We start from the raw sequence: 19904 nt of genomic DNA on the forward strand, positions 1-19904 counted from the left end.
ATCGGGGGGTGACCGAAGGAGGATCGAAGGGGGATCGATCAGTAGGAGGCGCCGTACGGCGGCGGGTAGCCGTAACCGCCACCGCCGGCGGGAGCCGCCGGCGCGGCGTGGGCCTCGCGGTCGTAGAACGGCCGGGCGTTCGCCCGCAGCCACAGCGCGACCGGGTCGTACTCGTCGGACATCGCGACCGTGGAGACGGGCAGGCCGTCGGGCACCGCCGTGATCGACTGCTGCATCATCGCGCGCACCGCGTCCACCGAGGCCGGGGACGTGTCGTAGACGTCGAGGCCGATGGCGAGGTACGGGGCGCCCAGCGCGGGCTGGACCCAGGCGCGGCGCAGGGAGCGGATCGCGGTCGTCCGGTGCGCGTTCTGCGCGAGGACCGCGTAGAACTGCGGGATCTCGATCGCCGGGTCGGACAGGCGCAGCGGTCCCGCGGGCTGCCGGTCCAGGCCGCCCGCGATGCGCCGCAGGTCGAGCCAGGGGATGCCGACGCCGCCGCCGGGCGCGTGCGGGTTCAGCCACAGGCCGTAGTGGTCGGGGTACAGGGTGCGGGCCGCGTCGACGCCGCCGACCACCTCGTAGGCCCGCGACCAGCCGGAGGCGGAGAGCTCCTGGGCCGAGGTGACACAGGGGGCGTACGAGACGCCGTCGATCTCCATGTTCCCGTACTGGGCGTCGGGGGAACCGGCCTGGCCGTGCCAGAGCAGCATCCACACCTGGCCGGACGCCGGGTCGGCGAGTGCCTGGAGGAGCGCCTCGTACGCGTCGTAGCGCCCCGGGGTCACCTGGCGCAGCATGTGCTCGACCTGTCCGGCCGCGGCCGTGCCCGACGCACTCACCCGTAACCGCCCCTTCGTGAACGTCCGTGTACCGCTTCGACCGGAGGGCGGCACGCCGTCCGGTCAGGTCATGAAACCAGCTTAAGCGGCGTTCCTGACACCGACTTGACGGACGGCGTCATCCTTCCCGCACATAGAACGGGCGTACGTGCGTCCGCATCCAGTCGGCGACCGGGTCCTGGGTCACGTCGAGGAAGACCAGATTGACCGGCCAGGCCAGCGGGGCGCGGCCCAGCGCACGGCCGAGCGCGTCCAGCGGGAGGTCCCGGGCGGCGCCCTCCCACTGGCTCAGCTCGACGCCGACGAACAGGGAGGGGGTGGCGTCCTCGACGACGGCCAGGCAGCGGCGGGCGCTGAGCACGGTGCCGGTGGTCTCGAACTCCTCGCGGACCGCGGTCAGGAAGTCGACCGGGTCGTCCTGCCAGTCCGGCTCGGACAGCACGACGCGGCCACCGGTCGACGGGCCGTCCAGCGGGGTGCGGCCGCTGCGGGCCAGTTCGGCGACGGCGGGCGGGGGCAGCGGCAGGCCGACCGCGCCGTCCGGGTTCAGGACGATGCCCGCCTGGGGCGGCAGGCCGCGGGCGAACTCGGCGGCCGGGGCCACGGTGCAGTCCATGCGGCCGCCCGTGACCTGCGTGAACTGCTGCTCGGAGGTGAAGACGGGGACGAAGGCCTGGCCCTGGATCTCCAGGGTGGGCAGGTCGAGGTCGCGGCTCGCCGCGGTGCCGCCCTTGGGGAGCGGGATCCATATGTGGCTGCGGCCCAGGACCTCGACGATGCGCGGGCCCGTCACCTCGCCGGGCTGTCCCACCGCCGCGGCGAGCGCTTCCTCCAGCTCGTTCGCCGGCCAGCCGGTCCCTGCGGGGTGTTCTCGACCGGGTTCGTGCTGGTCCGGGATCCCGGGGTGCTCCATCGCTGCGCCTTATCTCTGCCTGTGCCTCGTGCCGCCGCGCCGACGATATCCCGTGGGTGGGCGGCGGGTCACTCAGGTCGTCCGCGGCCCGGTGGGGGCTGGTCGCGCAGTTCCCCGCGCCCTTGGAAGGCACACTTCGTGCGCCCCAGGGGCCAGCCGGTCGCGCCCCGCGACGGAGTCGCTGATCGGGCACAGCCCCGCGCCCCTGGAGATGCGCACTTCGTGCGCGATCTCCATCGGGGCGGCGCCCCATCGGGGAAATGCGGCGCGAAGCGCCATGCATTTCAGGGGCGCGGGGAACTGCGCGACCAGCCCCCACCGGAGCCGCGGTCAAGCAGCGACCGCCCGTGGCACCCACCCAAGGGGCGCGGCCGGCCACGACGGGACCCGCACCCGCCGGCGAGGCGAAGCTCAGCCCCGGAACGCGATCCCGCCCAGCACATCCGTCGCGGCCCGATCCAGGAGGACCGCCGACTCGACCCCCGCCGGGAGGACCCCGCGCTCCACATCGGCCACCAGCGAACCGACGGCCCGCCGGTGCCGGGCGAAGGCGTAGCGGGACACCCCGCGCCCCCGGTCCCGCTGACCGGCGAGCGCCAGGTCCTCCGGCACGTCGAGCAGCAGCAGATGGACGGAGACCCCGCGCCGCCGGGCCGTCCGCGTCACCCACCCGCGCACCCACGCCTGCGTCCCGCAGTCGTGCACGACGACGCTGGCCCCGGACCGCATCGCCCGCCGCAGCCCCGCGTAGTGCGCGACCCGCACCAGCGGCCGGTACAGCGCGTACGGCACCCAGCGCGGCACCCGGGCGGCCCAGCGCTCACGGGTGTCCTGGGAGTCGATGCCGACCACGGTGACGGCCCGCCGCATCAGCGTGGACTTGCCGCTGCCGGGCAGCCCCGAGAGCACGACGAGATCCCCGGCCGCGAACGCGATCCGGCGCGGGGTCCGGCCCTCCCGGCCCCGCAGATCCCGCACCGAGCGCTGCCGCGGGATCCGTACCCGCTGCGCCGCCGCGGCCCCTGTCGTCGCGTACGCCGCCGCGACTGCCTTGTGCACCGTGATCGTCCTCCCCGTTCCGGTCACGCACCCTTGCCCGCCAAGTGTAAAGAGACGGTAATGCCCTACAAGGGGTTTCCCCGTTCGGCGGGCATGCAATGATGTGCGCGCAAACTGCATACCGGCCGCTTGAATCCGCGCGGGAGAGTTCCGGGTCGCCCCGGACGCCGAAGGAGCAAGTTCCTCCCTTGAATCTCTCAGGCCCCGTACCGCGCGGGCGAGGCAGATCTGAAAAGCGGGCCGCCTTCTCACGTACGGCGGTCCCACCCAAGGTGCAAGCCCCTCGGGGCGAACCTCTCAGGTTCCGATGACAGATGGGGAGGACCTCCTTCGGAGATCTCTCTGCCATCGCCGTCACGCCCGGGAGCACCCGCCATGACCCGTACCACCGCCCTCGACGCCCTGCACCGTTCGCTGGGCGCCACCATGACCGACTTCGCCGGCTGGGACATGCCGCTGCGGTACGCCAGCGAGCGTGACGAGCACAACGCGGTGCGCACCGCGGCCGGCCTGTTCGACCTCTCCCACATGGGCGAGATCACGGTCACGGGCCCCGAGGCCGTCGACCTGCTCAACCGCGCGCTCGTCGGCAACATCGGCTCGGTCGGTGTCGGCCGCGCCCGCTACACGATGATCTGCCGCGAGGACGGCGGCATCCTCGACGACCTGATCGTCTACCGCCTGGGCGAGACCGAGTACATGGTGGTCGCGAACGCGGGCAACGCCCAGATCGTTCTGGACGCCCTCGTCGAGCGCGCCGCCGGCTTCGACGCCGAGGTCCGCGACGACCGTGACGCGTACGCGCTGATCGCGGTGCAGGGCCCGAACTCCCCCGCCATCGTGAAGTCCGTCACGGACGCCGACCTGGACGGGCTCAAGTACTACGCGGGTCTGCCGGGCACGGTCGCCGGCGTCGAGGCCCTCATCGCGCGCACCGGCTACACCGGCGAGGACGGCTTCGAGCTTTTCGTCGCCCCGGCCGACGCCGAGAAGCTGTGGCAGGCGCTGACCGAGGCGGGCGCCGCGTACGGCCTGGTCCCGTGCGGTCTGTCCTGCCGCGACACGCTGCGCCTGGAGGCGGGCATGCCGCTGTACGGGCACGAGCTGACCACCGAGCTGACGCCGTTCGACGCCGGTCTGGGCCGCGTCGTGAAGTTCGAGAAGACCTCGCACGGCGACGACTTCATCGGCCACGACGCGCTGAAGGAGGCCGCGGCGAAGGCCGAGGCGAACCCGCCGCGCAAGCTCGTCGGCCTGATCGCCGAGGGCCGCCGGGTGCCGCGCGCCGGCATGTCCGTGGTCGCCGACGGCCAGGTCGTCGGCGAGGTCACCTCCGGCGCCCCGTCCCCGACGCTGGGCAAGCCGATCGCCATCGCCTACGTCGACGCGGCGCACGCCGAGCCCGGCACGGCCGGTGTCGGCGTCGACATCCGCGGCACGCACGAGCCGTACGAGGTCGTGGCCCTGCCGTTCTACAAGCGCCAGAAGTAATACTCGCGCTCCCCCTCTGTCACCAGCACCGTCCCGCGTACAGGAGAATTCGCACCATGAGCAACCCCCAGCAGCTGCGTTACAGCAAGGAGCACGAGTGGCTGTCGGCCGTCGAGGACGGCGTCGCCACGGTCGGTATCACGGAGCACGCGGCCAACGCGCTCGGTGACATCGTGTTCGCCCAGCTCCCCGAGGTCGGCGACGCCGTCACCGCGGGCGAGAGCTGCGGCGAGCTGGAGTCCACCAAGTCGGTCTCCGACCTGTACTCCCCCGTCACCGGTGAGGTCGTCGCGGCCAACCAGGACGTCGTCGACGACCCGGCCCTGGTGAACTCGGCCCCCTTCGAGGGCGGCTGGCTGTTCAAGGTCCGCGTCTCCGAGGAGCCGTCCGACCTGCTCACCGCCGACGAGTACACCGAGTTCTCCGGGAGCTGACCCCTGATGTCCGTACTGAACCAGTCCCTGCACGAGCTCGACCCGGATGTCGCCGCCGCTGTCGACGCCGAGCTGAAGCGTCAGCAGTCGACCCTGGAGATGATCGCGTCGGAGAACTTCGCTCCGGTCGCCGTCATGGAGGCCCAGGGCTCGGTCCTCACCAACAAGTACGCCGAGGGCTACCCGGGCCGCCGCTACTACGGCGGCTGCGAGCACGTGGACGTCACCGAGCAGATCGCGATCGACCGGGTCAAGGACCTGTTCGGCGCCGAGTACGCCAACGTGCAGCCCCACTCGGGCGCCTCGGCGAACCAGGCGGCCCTGTTCGCGCTGGCCAAGCCGGGCGACACGATCCTGGGTCTGGACCTGGCGCACGGCGGTCACCTCACCCACGGCATGCGCCTGAACTTCTCCGGCAAGCAGTTCGACGTGGTCGCCTACCACGTCGACGACTCCGGTCTGGTCGACATGGCCGAGGTCGAGCGCCTGGCCAAGGAGCACCGCCCGAAGGTGATCATCGCCGGCTGGTCGGCGTACCCGCGTCAGCTGGACTTCGCCGAGTTCCGCCGCATCGCCGACGAGGTCGAGGCGTTCCTGTGGGTCGACATGGCCCACTTCGCCGGCCTCGTCGCCGCCGGGCTGCACCCCAACCCGGTCCCGTACGCGGATGTCGTCACGTCCACGACGCACAAGACGCTCGGCGGCCCCCGCGGCGGCATCATCCTCGCCAAGAAGGACTTCGCGAAGAAGCTCAACTCGTCCGTCTTCCCGGGCTTCCAGGGCGGTCCCCTGGAGCACGTGATCGCGGCGAAGGCGGTCTCCTTCAAGGTCGCGGCGAGCGAGGACTTCAAGGAGCGCCAGCAGCGCACGATCGAGGGTGCCCGCATCCTCGCCGAGCGTCTGACCTCCGAGGACGCCCGCAAGCACGGCGTGAACGTGCTCTCCGGCGGCACCGACGTCCACCTCGTCCTCGTCGACCTGCGCGACAGTGACCTGGACGGGCAGCAGGCCGAGGACCGCCTCCACGAGGTCGGCATCACGGTCAACCGGAACGCCGTCCCGAACGACCCGCGCCCCCCGATGGTCACCTCGGGTCTGCGCATCGGTACGCCGGCGCTGGCCACCCGCGGTTTCGACGCCGACGACTTCCGCGAGGTCGCCGACGTCATCGCCGAGGCCCTCAAGCCGTCCTACGACGCCACCGCGCTCAAGGCCCGCGTCACCGCGCTCGCCGACAAGCACCCGCTGTACCCCGGCCTGTAAAGATCGCGCCGGAATTTCGTACCCTTCTGTAGGTACGTCCGTTCGGGGCACCGCGCACACTGGACACTGGAAGACAGACACCAGCGTGCTCGGTGCCCCGACCGCTGTCCCCCTGCGCACGCTTTCTCTGCACCACCCCGGCAGACAACGGCGTCTACCACCCACCATTGGAGTCCCACCGTGGCCATCTCGGTCTTCGACCTGTTCTCGGTCGGTATCGGCCCGTCCAGCTCCCACACGGTCGGCCCGATGCGTGCCGCCCGTATGTTCGCCCGGCGCCTGAAGAACGAGGGCCTGCTGGCCCACACCGCTTCCGTACGCGCCGAGCTGTACGGGTCCCTGGGCGCGACCGGCCACGGCCACGGCACCCCCAAGGCCGTCCTGCTCGGCCTGGAGGGCGAGTCCCCCCGCACCGTCGACGTCGAGCACGCCGACGAACGCGTCGAGACGATCAAGGAGTCGGGGCGGCTCAACCTCCTCGGCGCCCACGAGATCGCGTTCTCCTTCGACGACGACCTGATCCTGCACCGCCGCAAGGCCCTCCCGTACCACGCCAACGGCATGACCCTGTGGGCCCACGACGCCGACGGCACCGAGCTGCTGTCCAAGACGTACTACTCGGTGGGTGGCGGCTTCGTCATCGACGAAGACGCGGTCGAGGGCGCGAACCCGATCGTGCCGGACGACACCGCGCTGAAGTACCCCTTCCGCACCGGCGACGAGCTCCTGCGCCTGACCCAGGAGACGGGCCTGTCGATCCCGGCCCTGATGCTGGAGAACGAGAAGGCCTGGCGCACCGAGGACGAGATCCGCGCCGGGCTGCTGGACATCTGGCGGGTCATGCAGGCCTGTGTCTCGCGCGGCATGGCGCACGAGGGCATCCTCCCGGGCGGCCTGAAGGTCCGCCGCCGCGCCGCCGGGTCCGCCCGCAAGCTGCGCGCCGAGGGCGAGCCCCTCGCCCACGCCATGGAGTGGATCACTCTCTACGCGATGGCCGTGAACGAGGAGAACGCGGCCGGTGGCCGTGTCGTCACCGCGCCCACCAACGGCGCGGCCGGCATCATCCCCGCGGTCCTGCACTACTACATGAACTTCGTGCCCGGCGCCGACGAGGAAGGCGTCGTCCGCTTCCTGCTCGCCGCGGGCGCGATCGGCATGCTGTTCAAGGAGAACGCCTCGATCTCCGGCGCCGAGGTCGGCTGCCAGGGCGAGGTCGGCTCGGCCTGCTCCATGGCCGCCGGTGCCCTCGCCGAGGTCCTCGGCGGCAGCCCCGAGCAGGTCGAGAACGCGGCCGAGATCGGCATGGAGCACAACCTCGGCCTGACCTGCGACCCGGTCGGCGGCCTCGTCCAGATCCCCTGCATCGAGCGCAACGGCATGGCCGCCGTCAAGGCCGTGACCGCCGCGAAGATGGCCATGCGCGGCGACGGCAGCCACAAGGTCTCCCTCGACAAGGTCATCAAGACCATGAAGGAGACCGGCGCCGACATGAGCGTCAAGTACAAGGAGACCGCCCGCGGCGGCCTCGCCGTCAACATCATCGAATGCTGACGCGGTAGGTCACGAGAAGGGCCCTGACCAGCGTATTCATGCTGGTCAGGGCCCTTCTTCATGTCCAGATGCCGGGTCAGCCCGCGAAGCGGGCCATCCACTCCTCGACCTCGTCCGCCGAGCGCGGCAGGTCGGCCGACAGGTTCTCGTGGCCGTCGGCGGTGACGAGGAGGTCGTCCTCGATGCGGACGCCGATGCCGCGCCACTGCTCGGGGACGGTCAGGTCGTCGGGCTGGAAGTAGAGGCCCGGTTCGACGGTCAGGACCATGCCGGGTTCGAGGACGCCGTCGACGTACGCCTCGGTGCGGGCCTGGGCGCAGTCGTGGACGTCCAGGCCGAGCATGTGACCGGTGCCGGCCATCGTGAAGCGGCGCTGGAGTCCGAGCTCGTAGGCGCGGTCGGCGGGGCCCTCGATGAAGCCCCAGTCGACGAGCCGCTCGGCGAGGTACCGCTGGGCCGCCTCGTGGAAGTCGCGGTACGCGGCGCCCGGCTTGACGGCCGCGAAGCCCGCTTCCTGCGCCGCGTACACGGCGTCGTAGACCGTGCGCTGGATCGCGCTGAACGTGCCGCTGATCGGGAGGGTGCGGGTGACGTCGGCGGTGTAGAGGGTGCGGCCCTCCACGCCGGCGTCGAGCAGCAGCAGCTCGCCGGGGCGGACGGGGCCGTCGTTGTCGGTCCAGTGCATGATCGTGGCGTGGTCGCCGGCGGCGGCGATGGTGCCGTAGCCGAGGGCGTTGCCCTCCAGGCGGGCGCGGCGGAAGAACGTGCCCTCGATCCAGCGCTCGGAGGTCGCGATCGCGCGGGACAGCTCGGAGACGACGTCGGTGAAGCCGCGGACGGTGGCGTCGACGACGGCCCGCATCTCGCCGATCTCCCAGGCGTCCTTGACGGCGCGCAGCTCGGAGAGGGCCTCTTCGAGGGCGGCGTCGCGCTCCGGGTCGGTGACGACGGCGGCCTCCAGGGCGGCGTCGACGCCGCGCACGATGCGGGTCGGGACGCCGTTGCCCGCGGCGAGGTCGGCGGCGGCGGTGCGCACGTCGCGGCAGGGCAGGCCGAGGACGCGCTCGGCCTCGGCGAGGGAGGCGCGGCGGCCGGTCCACAGTTCGGCGTGGTAGCCGGACCAGAACTCGTCGTCGGTGCGGCTGTCGCGGGGCAGCTGGTAGCAGTAGGCGTCGTGGCCGCCGTCCGCGCGGGGTTCGAGGACGAGGGCGCCGTCGCGGGCCTGGTCGCCGGTCATGTGGACGTAGGCGGAGTGGGGCCGGAACGGGTAGGTGTCGTCGTTCGAGCGGACCTTCAGGTTCCCGGACGGGATCACGAGCCGCTCGTGCGGGAAGCGTGCCGAGAGCTCGGACCGGCGCACGGCCGCGTACGGGGCCTGCGGGTCCGCGGTGAGGTCGCGCCGCTCGGTGTCCGCCCAGCCGGTGCGCATGGACGCGGACAGCTCCGCGGAGATCCCTGTGTACAAGCCGTTCTTCCGGCCCACTGTGTCCGCCCTTCGGGGAGTCGAGGCGCCGCCGGGGTGCCGGCGGCCCGGCGAACGTAGCTCCCGGCCGGGGCCCGTGGCGCCCGGTGCTGCCACTGGCACGGATCGGCCATCGGGCCCGTCGGGGCGGTCCATAATGCGGGCATGACGAACGCGCAGCTCGGTGCGGCCCTGCGGCTCCTGGGCGTCGGCCCGGAGGCGGCCCGGGTCTATCTGGCCCTGCTCGATCTGGCCCCCGCGCCGTTGGAGGAGGTCGCGGCGGCGGCCGGGCTGGACGGGCCGGGTCTCGCGGCGGCGTACGAGGAGCTGGTCGACGCCGGTCTGGCGAGCGCGGCCGGGGCGGACGGCGAGGTGGTGGCCCCGGTGGCGCCGACGGCGGGGCTGGAGGTGCTGGCCCGGCAGCGGGCGGCGGAGGTCGAGAAGTCCCGCACGCTGGTCACGGGCGCCTTCGACGCGTTCCGGCGGCGCCGGCTCGCCGCCTACAACGACCAGCTCGTCGAGCTCGTGACCGGCGACGCGATCGGGCCCCGGATGCGCCTGGCCTGGGCGTCGGCCCGGCACCAGATCCGGCAGTTCGAGTCACCCCCGTACTCGCCCATCCCCTCGGCGACGGAGGACGCGCTGGCCACGCTGGCGCGCGGGGTGACGCAGCGGGTCGTGTACTCGCGCGAGTCCCTGGAGCACGCCGACCACTTCAAGCGGACCGTGGAGCCGTGCATCAACGCGGGCGAGCAGGCCCGGGTGCTGCCGTCGGTGCCGGTCAAGCTCCTGATCATCGACGACGCGTACGCCCTGGTGTCGCTGTCGATCCAGGAGGCCGACGTGCTGAACACGATGCTGGTCGTGCAGCCGTGCGGGCTGCTGTCCGCGCTGGTCGCGCTGTTCGAGCAGGCGTGGCAGCAGGCGCTGCCCTTCCACGGCAGCACGGCCCGGCCCGGGGGTCTGCCGCCCGCGGACCGGCGGCTGCTGTGGCTGCTCGCGGGCGGGGCGAGCGACGAGGTCGTGGCCCGCGAACTGGGCATCAGCCGCCGCACGCTCTTCCGCCGGCTCCAGGTCCTGATGGCCCGACTCGGCGCCGCGAACCGCTTCCAACTGGCGCTGCAGGCCCAGCGCCAGGGCTGGCTCTGACGCCGACCGCCTCAGATCACGATCCGCAGCACGAGCGCGGCGACGGCGAGCGCGAAGCACAACGCCCAGAAGCCCAGCGCCCGGTCCCCCGCCAGGACGTGCGTGGCCAGCGCCCCCACGAAGTAGAGGACGAGCCCGGTGGCGGCGGCGACCCCGAGCCCCGGCACCACGAACCCGGCGAGCAGCCCGAGCGCCCCGGCCCCCAACGCGCTTCCCAGCAGCGGGATCCAGGACCGCGGCACCCCCAACTTGTCGGCCTGCCGCCGGGGGTAGTCGTGGCCGGAGAGGTTGGCGACGGCGGCCGTGCCGAAGAGGGCCGCGCCGAGGACGGTGACGGCGGCGTAGAACGCGTACATGGTGATCTCCCGTTCGAAGCTTCACCACACGGACGGACGGGCGCCCCGGAACGTGACATCAACCGTGCTCCGTTCGGGAACGATGTAGGTCCGACCTCGTCGCCCCACCGACCGGAGGCCTCGCATGCTGCGCGGAATCGATGTCAGCTCGCACCAGTCCACGTTCGACACCGACGGTCTGTCGTTCGTCTTCATCAAGGCGACGGAGGGCCGCAGTTACGTCAATCCGCGCCTCGCCCACCAGACGAAGCTGGCCCGCGACGGCGGCTGTGTCGTCGGCTTCTACCACTTCCTGTGGCCGGGGAACCTGGCGGCGCAGGCCGAGTACTTCGTCAGCAAGGCGCCGGAGCGGTCCGGCGACATCCTGGCCGTCGACTGGGAGACGACCGGCGACGGCACGCACGCGACGAACGCGGAGAAGGACCGCTTCATCCGCGAGGTGAAGCGGCTGCGCCCGCATCACAGGGTGGCGCTCTACACGAACAGGCATTTCTGGCTGAACGTGGACACGACGTCCTACGCGGGCGACGCGCTCTGGATCGCCGACTACGTGACCGCCGGGAAGCCGCGCATCCGGGCCAGGTGGCGCTTCCACCAGTACACGGACTCGCCGCTCGACAAGAACGTGGCCGACTTCGCGAGCAAGGCGGCGCTGCGCGAGTGGGCCACGCCCTGACGAGGCGTCGGGAGCAGGGAGGGGCTCAGGCGCGCCACTCCGCGGTGCGCTCCGGGGTCGCCGCGTCGAGTGCCTTGCGGACGGCGGCGGCGTCGGCGGCGAGGCCGTAGACGGGGGTGCCGGGCTGCTGGCGCCAGGACTCGTCCTGGCCGCCGGCGTCCACGGCGTCGAAGCCGATCTCGTCGAGGAGCCCGGTGACGACGCGCTTGGCCGCCTGGTCGTCGCCGGCGATCGGCAGGGCCACGCGCTCCGGGTCGCCGGCCGGGCGGGCCTTGTCGATGAGGTCCTGGGCGTACGTCCCGTTGAACACCTTGACCACGTCGTGGCCGAGCTGCCGCTCGGTCCAGCGGCTCTCGGTGAGGCCCTCGTCCTCGATCCCGGTGATCTTCCCGTCGCGCTGCTGCGGGTAGTAGTTGCCGGTGTCGATGACGGTGACGTCGTCCGCCGCGCTGTCGAGCAGCCCGTCGGGGAGCGCGGGCACGGCCTTCAGCGGGATGGTGACGACGACGACCTGCGCGTCCCGCACGGCGTCCTCGATGGTCGCGGCGGTCGCCCCGGTCTCCTCGGCGAGCGCGCCGAGGGTGTGCGGGCCGCGCGAGTTGGCGACGTGCACGTCGTGCCCGGCGGCGGAGAAGCGCCGCGTGAGGTTGCCGCCGATGTTGCCCGCGCCGATGATGCCGATCTTCATGATGATCCTGCCCTCCGGAATTCATGCACGTGCATGCTTTTCGGCGACAACCTGCGGGCGAGGTCGTCTATTCCGTACAGGCCGGGGAGAAACGACGACGCCGCGTCCGGCGGGGCGGTGCCCGGCGGACGCGGCGTGGTCGGGTCGGCGCTCAGGCCTTGTTGAGGTTGGCCCAGAACTCGTCGAAGGACAGGACCTTGTCCCCGTTGGCGTCCTGCTTGGCGATGAGGGCCTCGGCCACCGACTCCGTGACGTGGAAGTCGCCCATCTGCGCCATGGCGCTCTTGTACTCGGCCGCCGTGATGAAGCCGTCGCCGTCCGCGTCGAACCGCTCGAACGCCTTGCGTGCCGCCTCGATGTCCGCCACCGGGACCACCCCTCGTCTACGTACTGCTGTGCCGCGCCGCTCGGGCGCGGCACCGGATTGACGGGGCCCAGATTATCGGGCGCCGTGCGCGCGCAGTGCGGCGAGTACCCAGGCGAACTCCGCCTCGTGCCGGGGCAGGGTCTCGAGGCCCCGTACGAGGGAGACGAGATCGCGGAACCGGGCGACGTCCTCGTTGGCCGCGGCTTCGAGGCGGGCCAGCACCTCGGCGCGGTCGGCGTCGCCCAGCAGGCCCCGCAGCACCTCGTCGGCCTGGGGGGACGCGGGGTCGATGCCGCGCTCCAGGCTCTCGCCGGCGAGCTGGACGAGGCGGCTCATGAACCACAGGGAGCTGCCGGGGGTGATGTCGGGGCCGCGGTCGGCGGCGTTGAACTCGATCATGCCGCGCATGTGGGCGCGGAAGTCCTGGTCCTGCATGAGTTCGGCGAGCTCGACCCAGGCGTCGACCTGGGCGCTCGTGGGATCGTCGGGCAGGTCGGGGACCATGACGCGCAGGCGGGTGCGGATGTCGGGGTCGGCGGTGTCCAGGCCGCCGAAGGTCTGCTCCATGAAGTCGTCGATGATGTGTTTGCGTTCGGCGGCGGAGAGCCGTGCGAGCTTGTTCATGAGGGCCGTCTCCTCGGCGGTCGAGTTGCGTTTCGCGACCGTCGACAGCACCGCACGGTTGAGCCTGAGGGCCCGGATCTGGGCGTCCAGCGCCGCCACGTGGGCGGCGGCGACGGACGCGATGTCCTTCTCGCCGCCGACCACGTGCCGTACGTCGGCGAGCCCGAGGCCCAGTTCGCGCAGGGTGCGGATCAGTTCGAGCCGGGCCACGGACTCGGCGTCGTAGAGCCGGTAGCCGCCGTCGCTGCGGGTCACGGGGTGCAGGACGCCCTCGTCGGACCAGTAGCGGATGGTGCGCACGGTGAGTCCGGTGCGGCGTGCCAGGGCGCCGATGGTGAGCAGGTGCGGGCCGTCGTCGGTCATGCCGGGGAGTCTGGGCCTTCCAGTGGGTGGAGACTCAAGCCCACGATGCCACGGGGTGCGCGGGTCAGCGGAAGACGCCGGTGTGTCCGAGGGAGTAGCGGCCCGGCTGCGGGTAGACGGCGAGGCCGTGCGGGCCGGAGCCGACGGGGATGCGGGCGAGCTGCTTGCCGGTGCGGGTGTCGATGGCGTAGACCTCGGCGTCGTAGCGGCCGGAGAGCCACAGGACCTTGCCGTCGGCGGAGACGCCGCCCATGTCGGGGCTGCCGCCCTGCGGGAGGCGCCACTTCTTGGTGAGCTTGTTCTCGGCGAAGTCGAAGACGGAGATGGTGCCTTCGCCGCGGTTGGAGACGTACATCTCCTTGGAGTCGCGGCTGACGTAGAGGCCGTGGGTGCCCTTGCCGGTGGGCAGGAGCGTCGGCTTGGTGAACTTGTCGCCGTCGAGGACCCACATGCCGTCGGCCTCCATGTCGGCGATGTAGAACTTCTTGCCGTCGGGCGACATCTTGACGTCCTGCGGCATGGCTCCGTGGAAGGGGAGTTTCTGCTGCTGGACGACCTTCATCTTCGCGGTGTCGACCTTGAGGAGTTCGCCGCTGAACTCGCAGGAGACGATGAAGTAGCGGCCGTCGAGCGAGAAGTCGGCGTGGTTGACGCCGTAGCAGCTGACGGGCTCGCTGTGCTGGATCTTCATGGTGTGGGGGTCGCGGAAGACCAGCTGCCGGTCGAGGGAGGCCATGACGACGGCGTGCTTCCCGTCGGGCGTGAAGTAGAGGTTGTACGGGTCGTGCACGTCGACCGTGTCGCCGGCCTTGCCGGTCTTCGGGTCGATGGGGGTGAGGGTGTTGCCCTTGTCGTTGTTGACCCAGAGGGTCTTGAGGTCCCAGGACGGCACGACGTGCTGGGGCTGGCGCCCGACCTTGATCGTCTCGACGATCTTGTACGTCTTCGGGTCGATGACGGAGACGGTGTCGGACTCGGTGTTGGGCACGTAGACCCGGGACGGGAAGTCCTTGACCACCGGGGACAGCTTGTTCGGCCGGTCGGCTGCGTAGACGTCCTTCGGGTCGAGGACGGGCGGCATGCCGGGCAGTCCGTCGACCTCGGGGACGGCGGGCTTCACCGGCTGCGCGGGCTTCACGGGCTTGATCGCGCCCTGGGTCGCGTCGTGCGCGGGCTTCTCGCTGCCGCAGCCGGACAGGGCGGTGAGGGCGGCCGTCACGGCGGCGGCGAGCAGGACGCCGGTGCGGCGGGTGGTGGTCCGGCGGGCGGGGTGGGTGTTCACGTGAGCAGCTCCGTGCAGGTCACCGCGGCCAGGCCGCGACGGGAGAGGTGGTCCAGGAGGGGCGGGAGCGCGGCGACGGTGTCCGCGTATCCGAAGTGCAGGCTGACGACCGAGCCGGGGCGCACGGTCGAGGTGACGTTCTGGACGACGGCGTCGGCGCCGGGCGAGGTGAAGTCGAGCGAGTCGACGTCGTACGAGAGGACGTGCGGGTAGCCGGCCCGCTGGGCGAGGCGGACGACGAGCGGGCTCGCGGTCGGGGTGCGCGAGGGGCGGAACCAGGTGCCGATGGAGCCGGTGAGCCGGCGCAGGCGGTCGGCGCAGCCGGTGATCTCGGCGTAGGCGTCGGCCTCGGACATGGTGTTGATGCCCTGGTGGTGGAGGGTGTGGTTGCCGAGGTCGTGGCCGGCGTCGAGGATGCGCCGGGCCATGTCGGGGTGCTGGTCGAGCCAGGTGCCGACGGCGAGGACGGTGACGTGGGCGCCGGCCTTCTCGGCCTCTTTCAGCACCGCGTCCGCGATCTTCGGGTCGCCCTGGCCGTGGAAGGTGAGGGCGACCCGGTCGCGGTCGCGGGGTCCGTGGGTGAGCTGGGCGGGCTGTCCGGGGAAGCGGTGCGGGGCGGGGGCGGCGCGGGCGGACTCCGCGGGGCGGGCGGGGTGGGCCTTGGGCGCCGGGCTGGCGGCGGGGTGCTCGTCGGCCGCGCAGCCGGTGGCGAGGGCGGCGGTGAGCCCGGCGCCGAGGCGCAGCGCGGAGCGGCGACGGATCGGTTCGGCCTTGGTCACCCGCCCATTTAAGGGGGAACCGACACAAAAGCCTTCTACCGACCCGGGGGCCTTAATGAATACTGGATGCCGGGTGTAATTTTTCTTTATTTACGAGGCTGACACGTGATGTCACCAATGATTCATTTGGTCGTTCCGGGCGCCCTGTGCCATCCTCGGTGGCACGACCTCCATTGACCCGGGCCGGTCGTCTTCGACGCCGCGAACGCCACCCCTTCTGTTCGCGGCGCACCACACGAAAGCCCCCGCGGCGCCGCACGACGGCGAGAACGGGGGCTTTCGTGCGTCCGGGGGCACCGGCCGCCGGATCACGTGTCAGCGGTCGGCGACGCGCATCTCGAACCAGGTCGTCTTGCCGCGGGGCAGCAGGTCCACGCCCCAGCGGTCGGAGAGCTTGTCGACGAGGAACAGGCCGCGGCCCGAGAGGTCCAGCGGGCGCACCGGCATCAGGCAGGGCAGCCCGCGCGAGGGGTCGCGCACCTCCACCCGGACCCAGCCGCGGCGGCGCAGCATGCGCAGTCCGAAGGCGCGGGCGCCGGTGTGCCGGACCGCGTTCCCCACGAGTTCGGAGACGAGCAGGACCGCGTCCTCGGTCAGCTTCGGGGACAGACCCCACTGACGCAGGATCACCACCTGGGCGAGCCGGCGGGCGATCGCCGCGGACTCCGGACGGGACGGCAGAGCCACCTCCGCCTCGGTCGGGTTCCCGAACAACTCCAGCGCCTTCAGCGCGTGTTCGTCCTCGACCGCGGGAGACCAGCGCGCGGCGGTCGTACTCCCGTTCCGCCGCGGTTGTTCGACACCCTCAAGCCCCGCCATGCCCCCCATGATGACTTCCCGTGGCCGGTCATGGGGCCGTTCCGGCTGAATAAGCCCCCCGGAACGCCTCATTCCGGTGGGTCGCTCAGGCATATGCCGTTGGCACTTAAGGTATGCCTACAGCCCGCCTGACCTGGGGAAACACCCTCGGAAGGGGCAGAATCAGCACCATGGGAGCAAGGCCCGCTTAAGGTTCCCTTAAGGCGGAGATCATGCGCTCCAACGAGGTACGGAGATCAACTCCGCTTGCCCGAAGGCGAGTTGATCCCCGTACATCAGACGCCCCGGCGGCCCGTCAGGCGAACTTGGCCTTGCCCGGACCTTCCTCCACGAAGCTGCGCATTCCGGTCTCCCGGTCCTGAGTCGCGAACAGGCCCGCGAACCAGTTGCGTTCGATGGCGAGGCCCGTCTCCAGGTCCGTCTCCAGACCGGCGTCGACACACTCCTTCGCGGCGCGCAGCGCGATCGCCGGGCCCTGCGCCAGCTTCGCGGCCCACGCGTGCGCGGCCTCGAAGACCTCGGCGGCCGGGACGACACGGTCCACCAGGCCGATGGTCAGCGCCTCGTCGGCCCGCACCTGACGGCCCGTGAAGATGAGGTCCTTGGCCTTGGAGGGGCCGACCAGACGGGACAGGCGCTGGGTGCCGCCGGCGCCCGGGATCAGACCGAGCAGGATCTCGGGCTGGCCCAGCTTGGCGTTGTCGGCGGCGATCCGGAAGTCGGCACACAGCGCCAGTTCGCAGCCGCCGCCCAGGGCGTAGCCGGTGACCGCGGCGACGACGGGCTTCGGGATGCGGGCCACCGCCGAGAACGAGTCCTGCAGGGCGCGGGACCGCGCGACCATCGCCGCGTGGTCCATCACCTGCATCTCCTTGATGTCGGCGCCGGCCGCGAAGACCTTCTCGCTGCCGCGCACCACCACGGCCCGGATGTCGTCCCGGGCCGTGGCCTCTTCGGCGAGTTCCTTGATGCGGTCCTGGATCGCGATGTCCAGGGCGTTCATCGGGGGGCGGTCGAGGCGGATGGTCCCGACGCCGTCGGCTACTTCGAGGTGAACGGTCATGCTCCGCAGGTTAGCGGGCGTTCACCCCGTGGGGGGCGGTGCCCTTCGTCACGTGACCGTCCGCCCGGTGGGGGTTGCTCGCGCAGTTCCCCGCGCCCCTGAAATGCAGACCCTTCGGGTCGCATTTCCCCGACTCCTCAAGGTCACTTCTTCCAGTCGGCCCAGGACAGGTTCCAGCCGTTGTACCCGTTGTCAGGGGCCACCGTCTGGTCGTGGGAGTTCTTGACGACCACCACGTCGCCGACCATGGAGCGGTCGAAGAACCAGGCCGCCGAGACCTTCTTGTCGTAGCCGCCGCGCACATCGGCCAGGCCCACACAGCCGTGGCTGGAGTTGACGTTGCCGAACGTGCCGCCGCCCCAGTAGTTGCCGTGGATGAACGTGCCGGAGTTGGTCAGGCGCATGGCGTGCGGGACGTCCTTGATGTCGTACTCGCCGCCGTAGCCGACCGTGTCACCGTTCATCCGGGTCACCCGGAGCCGCTCGCTGATGACCATCTGCCCGTTCCACGTGTCGTAGCCGGGCTTGCCCGTGGTGACCGGGATCTTCTTGATGACCTTGCCGTCGCGCTCGACGGTCATCATGTGCTTCTTCGCGTCGACCGTGGAGACCTGGCTGCGGCCGATCGTGAACTTCACGGTCCGCACCTGCTTGCCGTAGACCCCGTCGCGGCCCTCGACGCCGTCCAGGTTCATCTTCACGGTGACCTTCGTGCCCGCCGCCCAGTACTTCTCGGGACGGAAGTCGAGCCGGTCGTTGCCGAACCAGTGGCCCTCGACGTCGACGGCCGGCTCGGTCTTGATCGAGATGGCCTTCTCCACGTCCTCGGGGTGCGTGATGCCCCGCGTGAAGCGCACCGAGAACGGCATGCCGACGCCGACCTTGGAACCGTCCTCCGGCGTGAACGTGCCGACGAACGTGTTCTGCGGGGTCAGCGTCGTGAACGACGAGTCCTTCGCCGACTCACGGCCCGCCGAGTCCTTCGCCACCGCGTGGACCTTGTACTTGGTCGACGCGGCCAGGTGGTGCGCCGGCGTCCAGGTCGTGCCGCCGTCGGTGATCGCGCCCTGGACCGGGTTGCCCTTGCTGTCCTCGACCTCGACCTGGGACAGCCGGCCCTTGTCCGCCGTCACCTTCAGCGCGCCGCTCGTGGCCACGTCGCCCGCGCCGTCCTTCGGCGCGACGGTGACGACGGCCTCCGACGGCTTGTTCGCCTCGGCCGCCTTGCCGCCCTTGCCCTTGCCGTCGCTACCCGCGTCCGAACCGCCTCCACCACCGCACGCGGTGACCAGCAGCAGCGCCGCCCCCAGCAGAGCCGCCGATATCGGTCGTCGCCCGTTCAAGATTCTGTTCTCCCCTCGCACGGCCTCGGTCTCAAGGCCCGCACTCCCCGCGCGTCCGCGCGCGCACTGCGAAAGATAACCACACGACCTGCGGAAACGGATCCCCGTGTTATGTCACCGTTCCGTCCCAACCGGCCCCGCGGCACCCCTCCCCCGCTTTTTTCCCGGCGCGGCCCGCCTATGAACGCGCGGAACCCGCCTTCCACTTGGACCAGCCCAGGTTCCAGCCGCCCAGACCGTTGTCCGGCGCCACCTGTTTGTCGGCGCTGCCGCGCACCTCGACGACGTCCCCGACGAGTGTGCGGTCGAAGAACCAGCCGGCCGGGGTCAGCGCGCTGCCGCCCTTCACGTCCCGCAGTCCGACGCACCCGTGGCTGACGTTGCTCGACCCGAAGACGCCCTGGGACCAGTAGTTGCCGTGCAGGAAGGTGCCGGAGTCGGTGAGCCGGATCGCGTGCGGCACGTCGGGGATGTCGTACTCGCCGCCGAAGCCGACGGTGCGGCTGTTCATACGGGTGACCTCGAGCATCTCGGAGACCACCATCTTCCCGTTGTACGTCGTCGAGCGCGGTGCCCCCGCCGTGATGGGCAGGGTGTCGAGGAGCTCCCCGTCCCGGCGCACCTCCATCGTGTGGCGCTTCGCGTCGACGAGGCTGACCTGGCTGCGGCCGACGGTGAACGAGAACGTCTTGCGCTGCAGCCCGTAGACGCCGCGGGCGCCCTCCACGTCCCGCAGGTCGAGCGCGACGGTGACCTCGGTGCCGGGCTTCCAGTACTTCTCGGGGCGGAAGTCGAGCCGGGTCTTCCCGAACCAGTGCGGGGCGACCTCGACCGCCGGGCGGGCGGTCACGGACACGGCCTTCTCGACGGCCGCGCGGTTCTCGATCTCCCGGTTGAACTCCAGCTTCACGATCATGCCGGTGCCGACCGTGGCGCGGTTCTCGGGCGTCACGTAGCCGATGAACCGCTCGTCGGGGACGGCCGTCGTGAACGTGGTGTGCCGGGCCGAGCGGCGTCCCTCGTCGTCGACGGCGACCGCGTCGACCGTGTACTTGGCGGCGAGGGCGAGCCGGCCGTCGCCGGGGCCGGTCGGCCGCCAGGTCCGGCCGTCGTCCTCGAGCCGGCCCGGCACCGGCTCCTCCTGGGCGTCCCGCGTCCGCACCACCTTCACCGACTGCAGATGGCCTTCGGGAACCTCCACGCGGAGCGCTTCCCGCGTGCTCACCCCCCGCTTCGCGTCGTCCGGCGACACCCGGATCAGGTCCTCGGGCGAGCGCGGCTTGCCGAGCTCCTCGTCCACCGCGTCGCATCCGGCGAAGATCAGTACGGCGGCCAGGGCCGCCCCTACGCGCCGCGCGCGCCTCACAGCTGTTCTCACGC

General features: G+C 71.4%; 20 protein-coding genes and 2 riboswitches. Of the genes, 6 read left to right on the top strand and 14 right to left on the bottom strand.

Features of this window, described 5'->3' with window-relative positions; translation table 11 throughout:
* Positions 1-38: 38 nt before the first annotated feature.
* The 3 genes from ACZ4E1_RS19300 to ACZ4E1_RS19310 all read right to left on the bottom strand — a co-directional run bounded on the left by ACZ4E1_RS19300 (position 39) and on the right by ACZ4E1_RS19310 (position 2820).
* Positions 39-842 (bottom strand): enhanced serine sensitivity protein SseB C-terminal domain-containing protein, encoded by an 804-nt coding sequence (locus tag ACZ4E1_RS19300; protein WP_467540619.1) that lies wholly within the window; start codon positions 840-842, stop codon positions 39-41.
* A gap of 118 nt (positions 843-960) precedes the next feature.
* Positions 961-1755, bottom strand: a complete 795-nt coding sequence (locus tag ACZ4E1_RS19305) for an enhanced serine sensitivity protein SseB (RefSeq protein ID WP_467540621.1) — start codon at positions 1753-1755, stop codon at positions 961-963.
* Between the two features lie 411 nt (positions 1756-2166).
* Entirely contained in the window at positions 2167-2820 is a 654-nt protein-coding gene (locus tag ACZ4E1_RS19310) for an AAA family ATPase (RefSeq protein WP_467540719.1), read from the bottom strand.
* A gap of 124 nt (positions 2821-2944) precedes the next feature.
* Positions 2945-3036: riboswitch (glycine riboswitch) on the top strand.
* A riboswitch (glycine riboswitch) is annotated at positions 3037-3138 on the top strand.
* A gap of 51 nt (positions 3139-3189) precedes the next feature.
* Here ACZ4E1_RS19310 and gcvT point away from each other — a divergent pair.
* The 4 genes from gcvT to ACZ4E1_RS19330 all read left to right on the top strand — a co-directional run bounded on the left by gcvT (position 3190) and on the right by ACZ4E1_RS19330 (position 7553).
* Positions 3190-4305 (top strand): glycine cleavage system aminomethyltransferase GcvT, encoded by a 1116-nt coding sequence (gcvT, locus tag ACZ4E1_RS19315; RefSeq protein ID WP_467540623.1) that lies wholly within the window; start codon positions 3190-3192, stop codon positions 4303-4305.
* A gap of 56 nt (positions 4306-4361) precedes the next feature.
* A complete protein-coding gene (gene gcvH / locus ACZ4E1_RS19320) occupies positions 4362-4739 on the top strand; it encodes a glycine cleavage system protein GcvH (RefSeq protein WP_467540625.1) in 378 nt (125 codons plus the stop codon).
* A 6-nt stretch (positions 4740-4745) separates the two neighbouring features.
* Positions 4746-6002 (top strand): serine hydroxymethyltransferase, encoded by a 1257-nt coding sequence (gene glyA, locus ACZ4E1_RS19325; protein ID WP_467540627.1) that lies wholly within the window; start codon positions 4746-4748, stop codon positions 6000-6002.
* Between the two features lie 180 nt (positions 6003-6182).
* A complete protein-coding gene (locus tag ACZ4E1_RS19330; protein ID WP_467540629.1) occupies positions 6183-7553 on the top strand; it encodes an L-serine ammonia-lyase in 1371 nt (456 codons plus the stop codon).
* A 76-nt stretch (positions 7554-7629) separates the two neighbouring features.
* On the opposite strand, the gene ACZ4E1_RS19335 is transcribed toward ACZ4E1_RS19330, so the two are convergent.
* Positions 7630-8982 (bottom strand): aminopeptidase P family protein, encoded by a 1353-nt coding sequence (locus ACZ4E1_RS19335; protein WP_467540722.1) that lies wholly within the window; start codon positions 8980-8982, stop codon positions 7630-7632.
* A gap of 198 nt (positions 8983-9180) precedes the next feature.
* On the opposite strand from ACZ4E1_RS19335, the gene ACZ4E1_RS19340 reads away from it, so the two are divergent.
* On the top strand, positions 9181-10164 hold the full coding sequence (locus ACZ4E1_RS19340; RefSeq protein ID WP_467540631.1) for a LuxR family transcriptional regulator: 984 nt from the start codon (positions 9181-9183) through the stop codon (positions 10162-10164).
* 11 nt (positions 10165-10175) lie between these two features.
* On the opposite strand, the gene ACZ4E1_RS19345 is transcribed toward ACZ4E1_RS19340, so the two are convergent.
* Positions 10176-10520, bottom strand: coding sequence for a DoxX family protein (locus ACZ4E1_RS19345; protein WP_467540633.1), 345 nt, complete (start codon positions 10518-10520; stop codon positions 10176-10178).
* A gap of 124 nt (positions 10521-10644) precedes the next feature.
* Here ACZ4E1_RS19345 and ACZ4E1_RS19350 point away from each other — a divergent pair, with 124 nt between their 5' ends.
* A complete protein-coding gene (locus tag ACZ4E1_RS19350; RefSeq protein ID WP_467540635.1) occupies positions 10645-11196 on the top strand; it encodes a glycoside hydrolase family 25 protein in 552 nt (183 codons plus the stop codon).
* A 25-nt stretch (positions 11197-11221) separates the two neighbouring features.
* On the opposite strand, the gene ACZ4E1_RS19355 is transcribed toward ACZ4E1_RS19350, so the two are convergent.
* The 9 genes from ACZ4E1_RS19355 to ACZ4E1_RS19395 form a co-directional block, all read right to left on the bottom strand.
* Positions 11222-11884, bottom strand: coding sequence for an NADPH-dependent F420 reductase (locus tag ACZ4E1_RS19355; RefSeq protein WP_467540637.1), 663 nt, complete (start codon positions 11882-11884; stop codon positions 11222-11224).
* Positions 11885-12035: 151 nt separating this feature from the next.
* Positions 12036-12251, bottom strand: coding sequence for an EF-hand domain-containing protein (locus ACZ4E1_RS19360; RefSeq protein ID WP_399130377.1), 216 nt, complete (start codon positions 12249-12251; stop codon positions 12036-12038).
* 72 nt (positions 12252-12323) lie between these two features.
* Positions 12324-13238 (bottom strand): helix-turn-helix domain-containing protein, encoded by a 915-nt coding sequence (locus tag ACZ4E1_RS19365; protein ID WP_467540640.1) that lies wholly within the window; start codon positions 13236-13238, stop codon positions 12324-12326.
* Positions 13239-13302: 64 nt separating this feature from the next.
* Positions 13303-14520 (bottom strand): YncE family protein, encoded by a 1218-nt coding sequence (locus ACZ4E1_RS19370; protein WP_467540642.1) that lies wholly within the window; start codon positions 14518-14520, stop codon positions 13303-13305.
* Positions 14517-15299 (bottom strand): polysaccharide deacetylase family protein, encoded by a 783-nt coding sequence (locus tag ACZ4E1_RS19375; RefSeq protein WP_467540643.1) that lies wholly within the window; start codon positions 15297-15299, stop codon positions 14517-14519. The genes ACZ4E1_RS19370 and ACZ4E1_RS19375 overlap by 4 nt, the downstream gene beginning before the upstream one ends.
* 315 nt (positions 15300-15614) lie before the next feature.
* Positions 15615-16118, bottom strand: coding sequence for an ATP-binding protein (locus ACZ4E1_RS19380; RefSeq protein WP_467540644.1), 504 nt, complete (start codon positions 16116-16118; stop codon positions 15615-15617).
* Positions 16119-16413: 295 nt separating this feature from the next.
* Positions 16414-17181 (bottom strand): enoyl-CoA hydratase/isomerase family protein, encoded by a 768-nt coding sequence (locus ACZ4E1_RS19385; RefSeq protein WP_467540646.1) that lies wholly within the window; start codon positions 17179-17181, stop codon positions 16414-16416.
* A gap of 143 nt (positions 17182-17324) precedes the next feature.
* Complete coding sequence (locus ACZ4E1_RS19390) at positions 17325-18524, bottom strand: L,D-transpeptidase (protein WP_467540648.1); 1200 nt, start codon at positions 18522-18524, stop codon at positions 17325-17327.
* Positions 18525-18702: 178 nt separating this feature from the next.
* Entirely contained in the window at positions 18703-19902 is a 1200-nt protein-coding gene (locus ACZ4E1_RS19395) for a L,D-transpeptidase (protein WP_467540650.1), read from the bottom strand.
* Between the last annotated feature and the right edge of the window lie 2 nt (positions 19903-19904).

Source organism: Streptomyces sp. NPDC025806 (assembly GCF_055558275.1).

Excerpts from the sequence above, each read along its gene's own strand:
- ACZ4E1_RS19305 (WP_467540621.1), bottom strand. The coding sequence starts at position 1,755 with ATGGAGCACCCCGGGATCCCGGACCAGCACGAACCCGGTCGAGAACAC.
- gcvT (WP_467540623.1), top strand. The coding sequence starts at position 3,190 with ATGACCCGTACCACCGCCCTCGACGCCCTGCACCGTTCGCTGGGCGCC.
- gcvH (WP_467540625.1), top strand. The coding sequence starts at position 4,362 with ATGAGCAACCCCCAGCAGCTGCGTTACAGCAAGGAGCACGAGTGGCTG.
- glyA (WP_467540627.1), top strand. The coding sequence starts at position 4,746 with ATGTCCGTACTGAACCAGTCCCTGCACGAGCTCGACCCGGATGTCGCC.
- ACZ4E1_RS19335 (WP_467540722.1), bottom strand. The coding sequence starts at position 8,982 with ATGCGCACCGGCTGGGCGGACACCGAGCGGCGCGACCTCACCGCGGAC.
- ACZ4E1_RS19340 (WP_467540631.1), top strand. The coding sequence starts at position 9,181 with ATGACGAACGCGCAGCTCGGTGCGGCCCTGCGGCTCCTGGGCGTCGGC.
- ACZ4E1_RS19345 (WP_467540633.1), bottom strand. The coding sequence starts at position 10,520 with ATGTACGCGTTCTACGCCGCCGTCACCGTCCTCGGCGCGGCCCTCTTC.
- ACZ4E1_RS19350 (WP_467540635.1), top strand. The coding sequence starts at position 10,645 with ATGCTGCGCGGAATCGATGTCAGCTCGCACCAGTCCACGTTCGACACC.
- ACZ4E1_RS19355 (WP_467540637.1), bottom strand. The coding sequence starts at position 11,884 with ATGAAGATCGGCATCATCGGCGCGGGCAACATCGGCGGCAACCTCACG.
- ACZ4E1_RS19365 (WP_467540640.1), bottom strand. The coding sequence starts at position 13,238 with ATGACCGACGACGGCCCGCACCTGCTCACCATCGGCGCCCTGGCACGC.
- ACZ4E1_RS19380 (WP_467540644.1), bottom strand. The coding sequence starts at position 16,118 with ATGGCGGGGCTTGAGGGTGTCGAACAACCGCGGCGGAACGGGAGTACG.
- ACZ4E1_RS19385 (WP_467540646.1), bottom strand. The coding sequence starts at position 17,181 with ATGACCGTTCACCTCGAAGTAGCCGACGGCGTCGGGACCATCCGCCTC.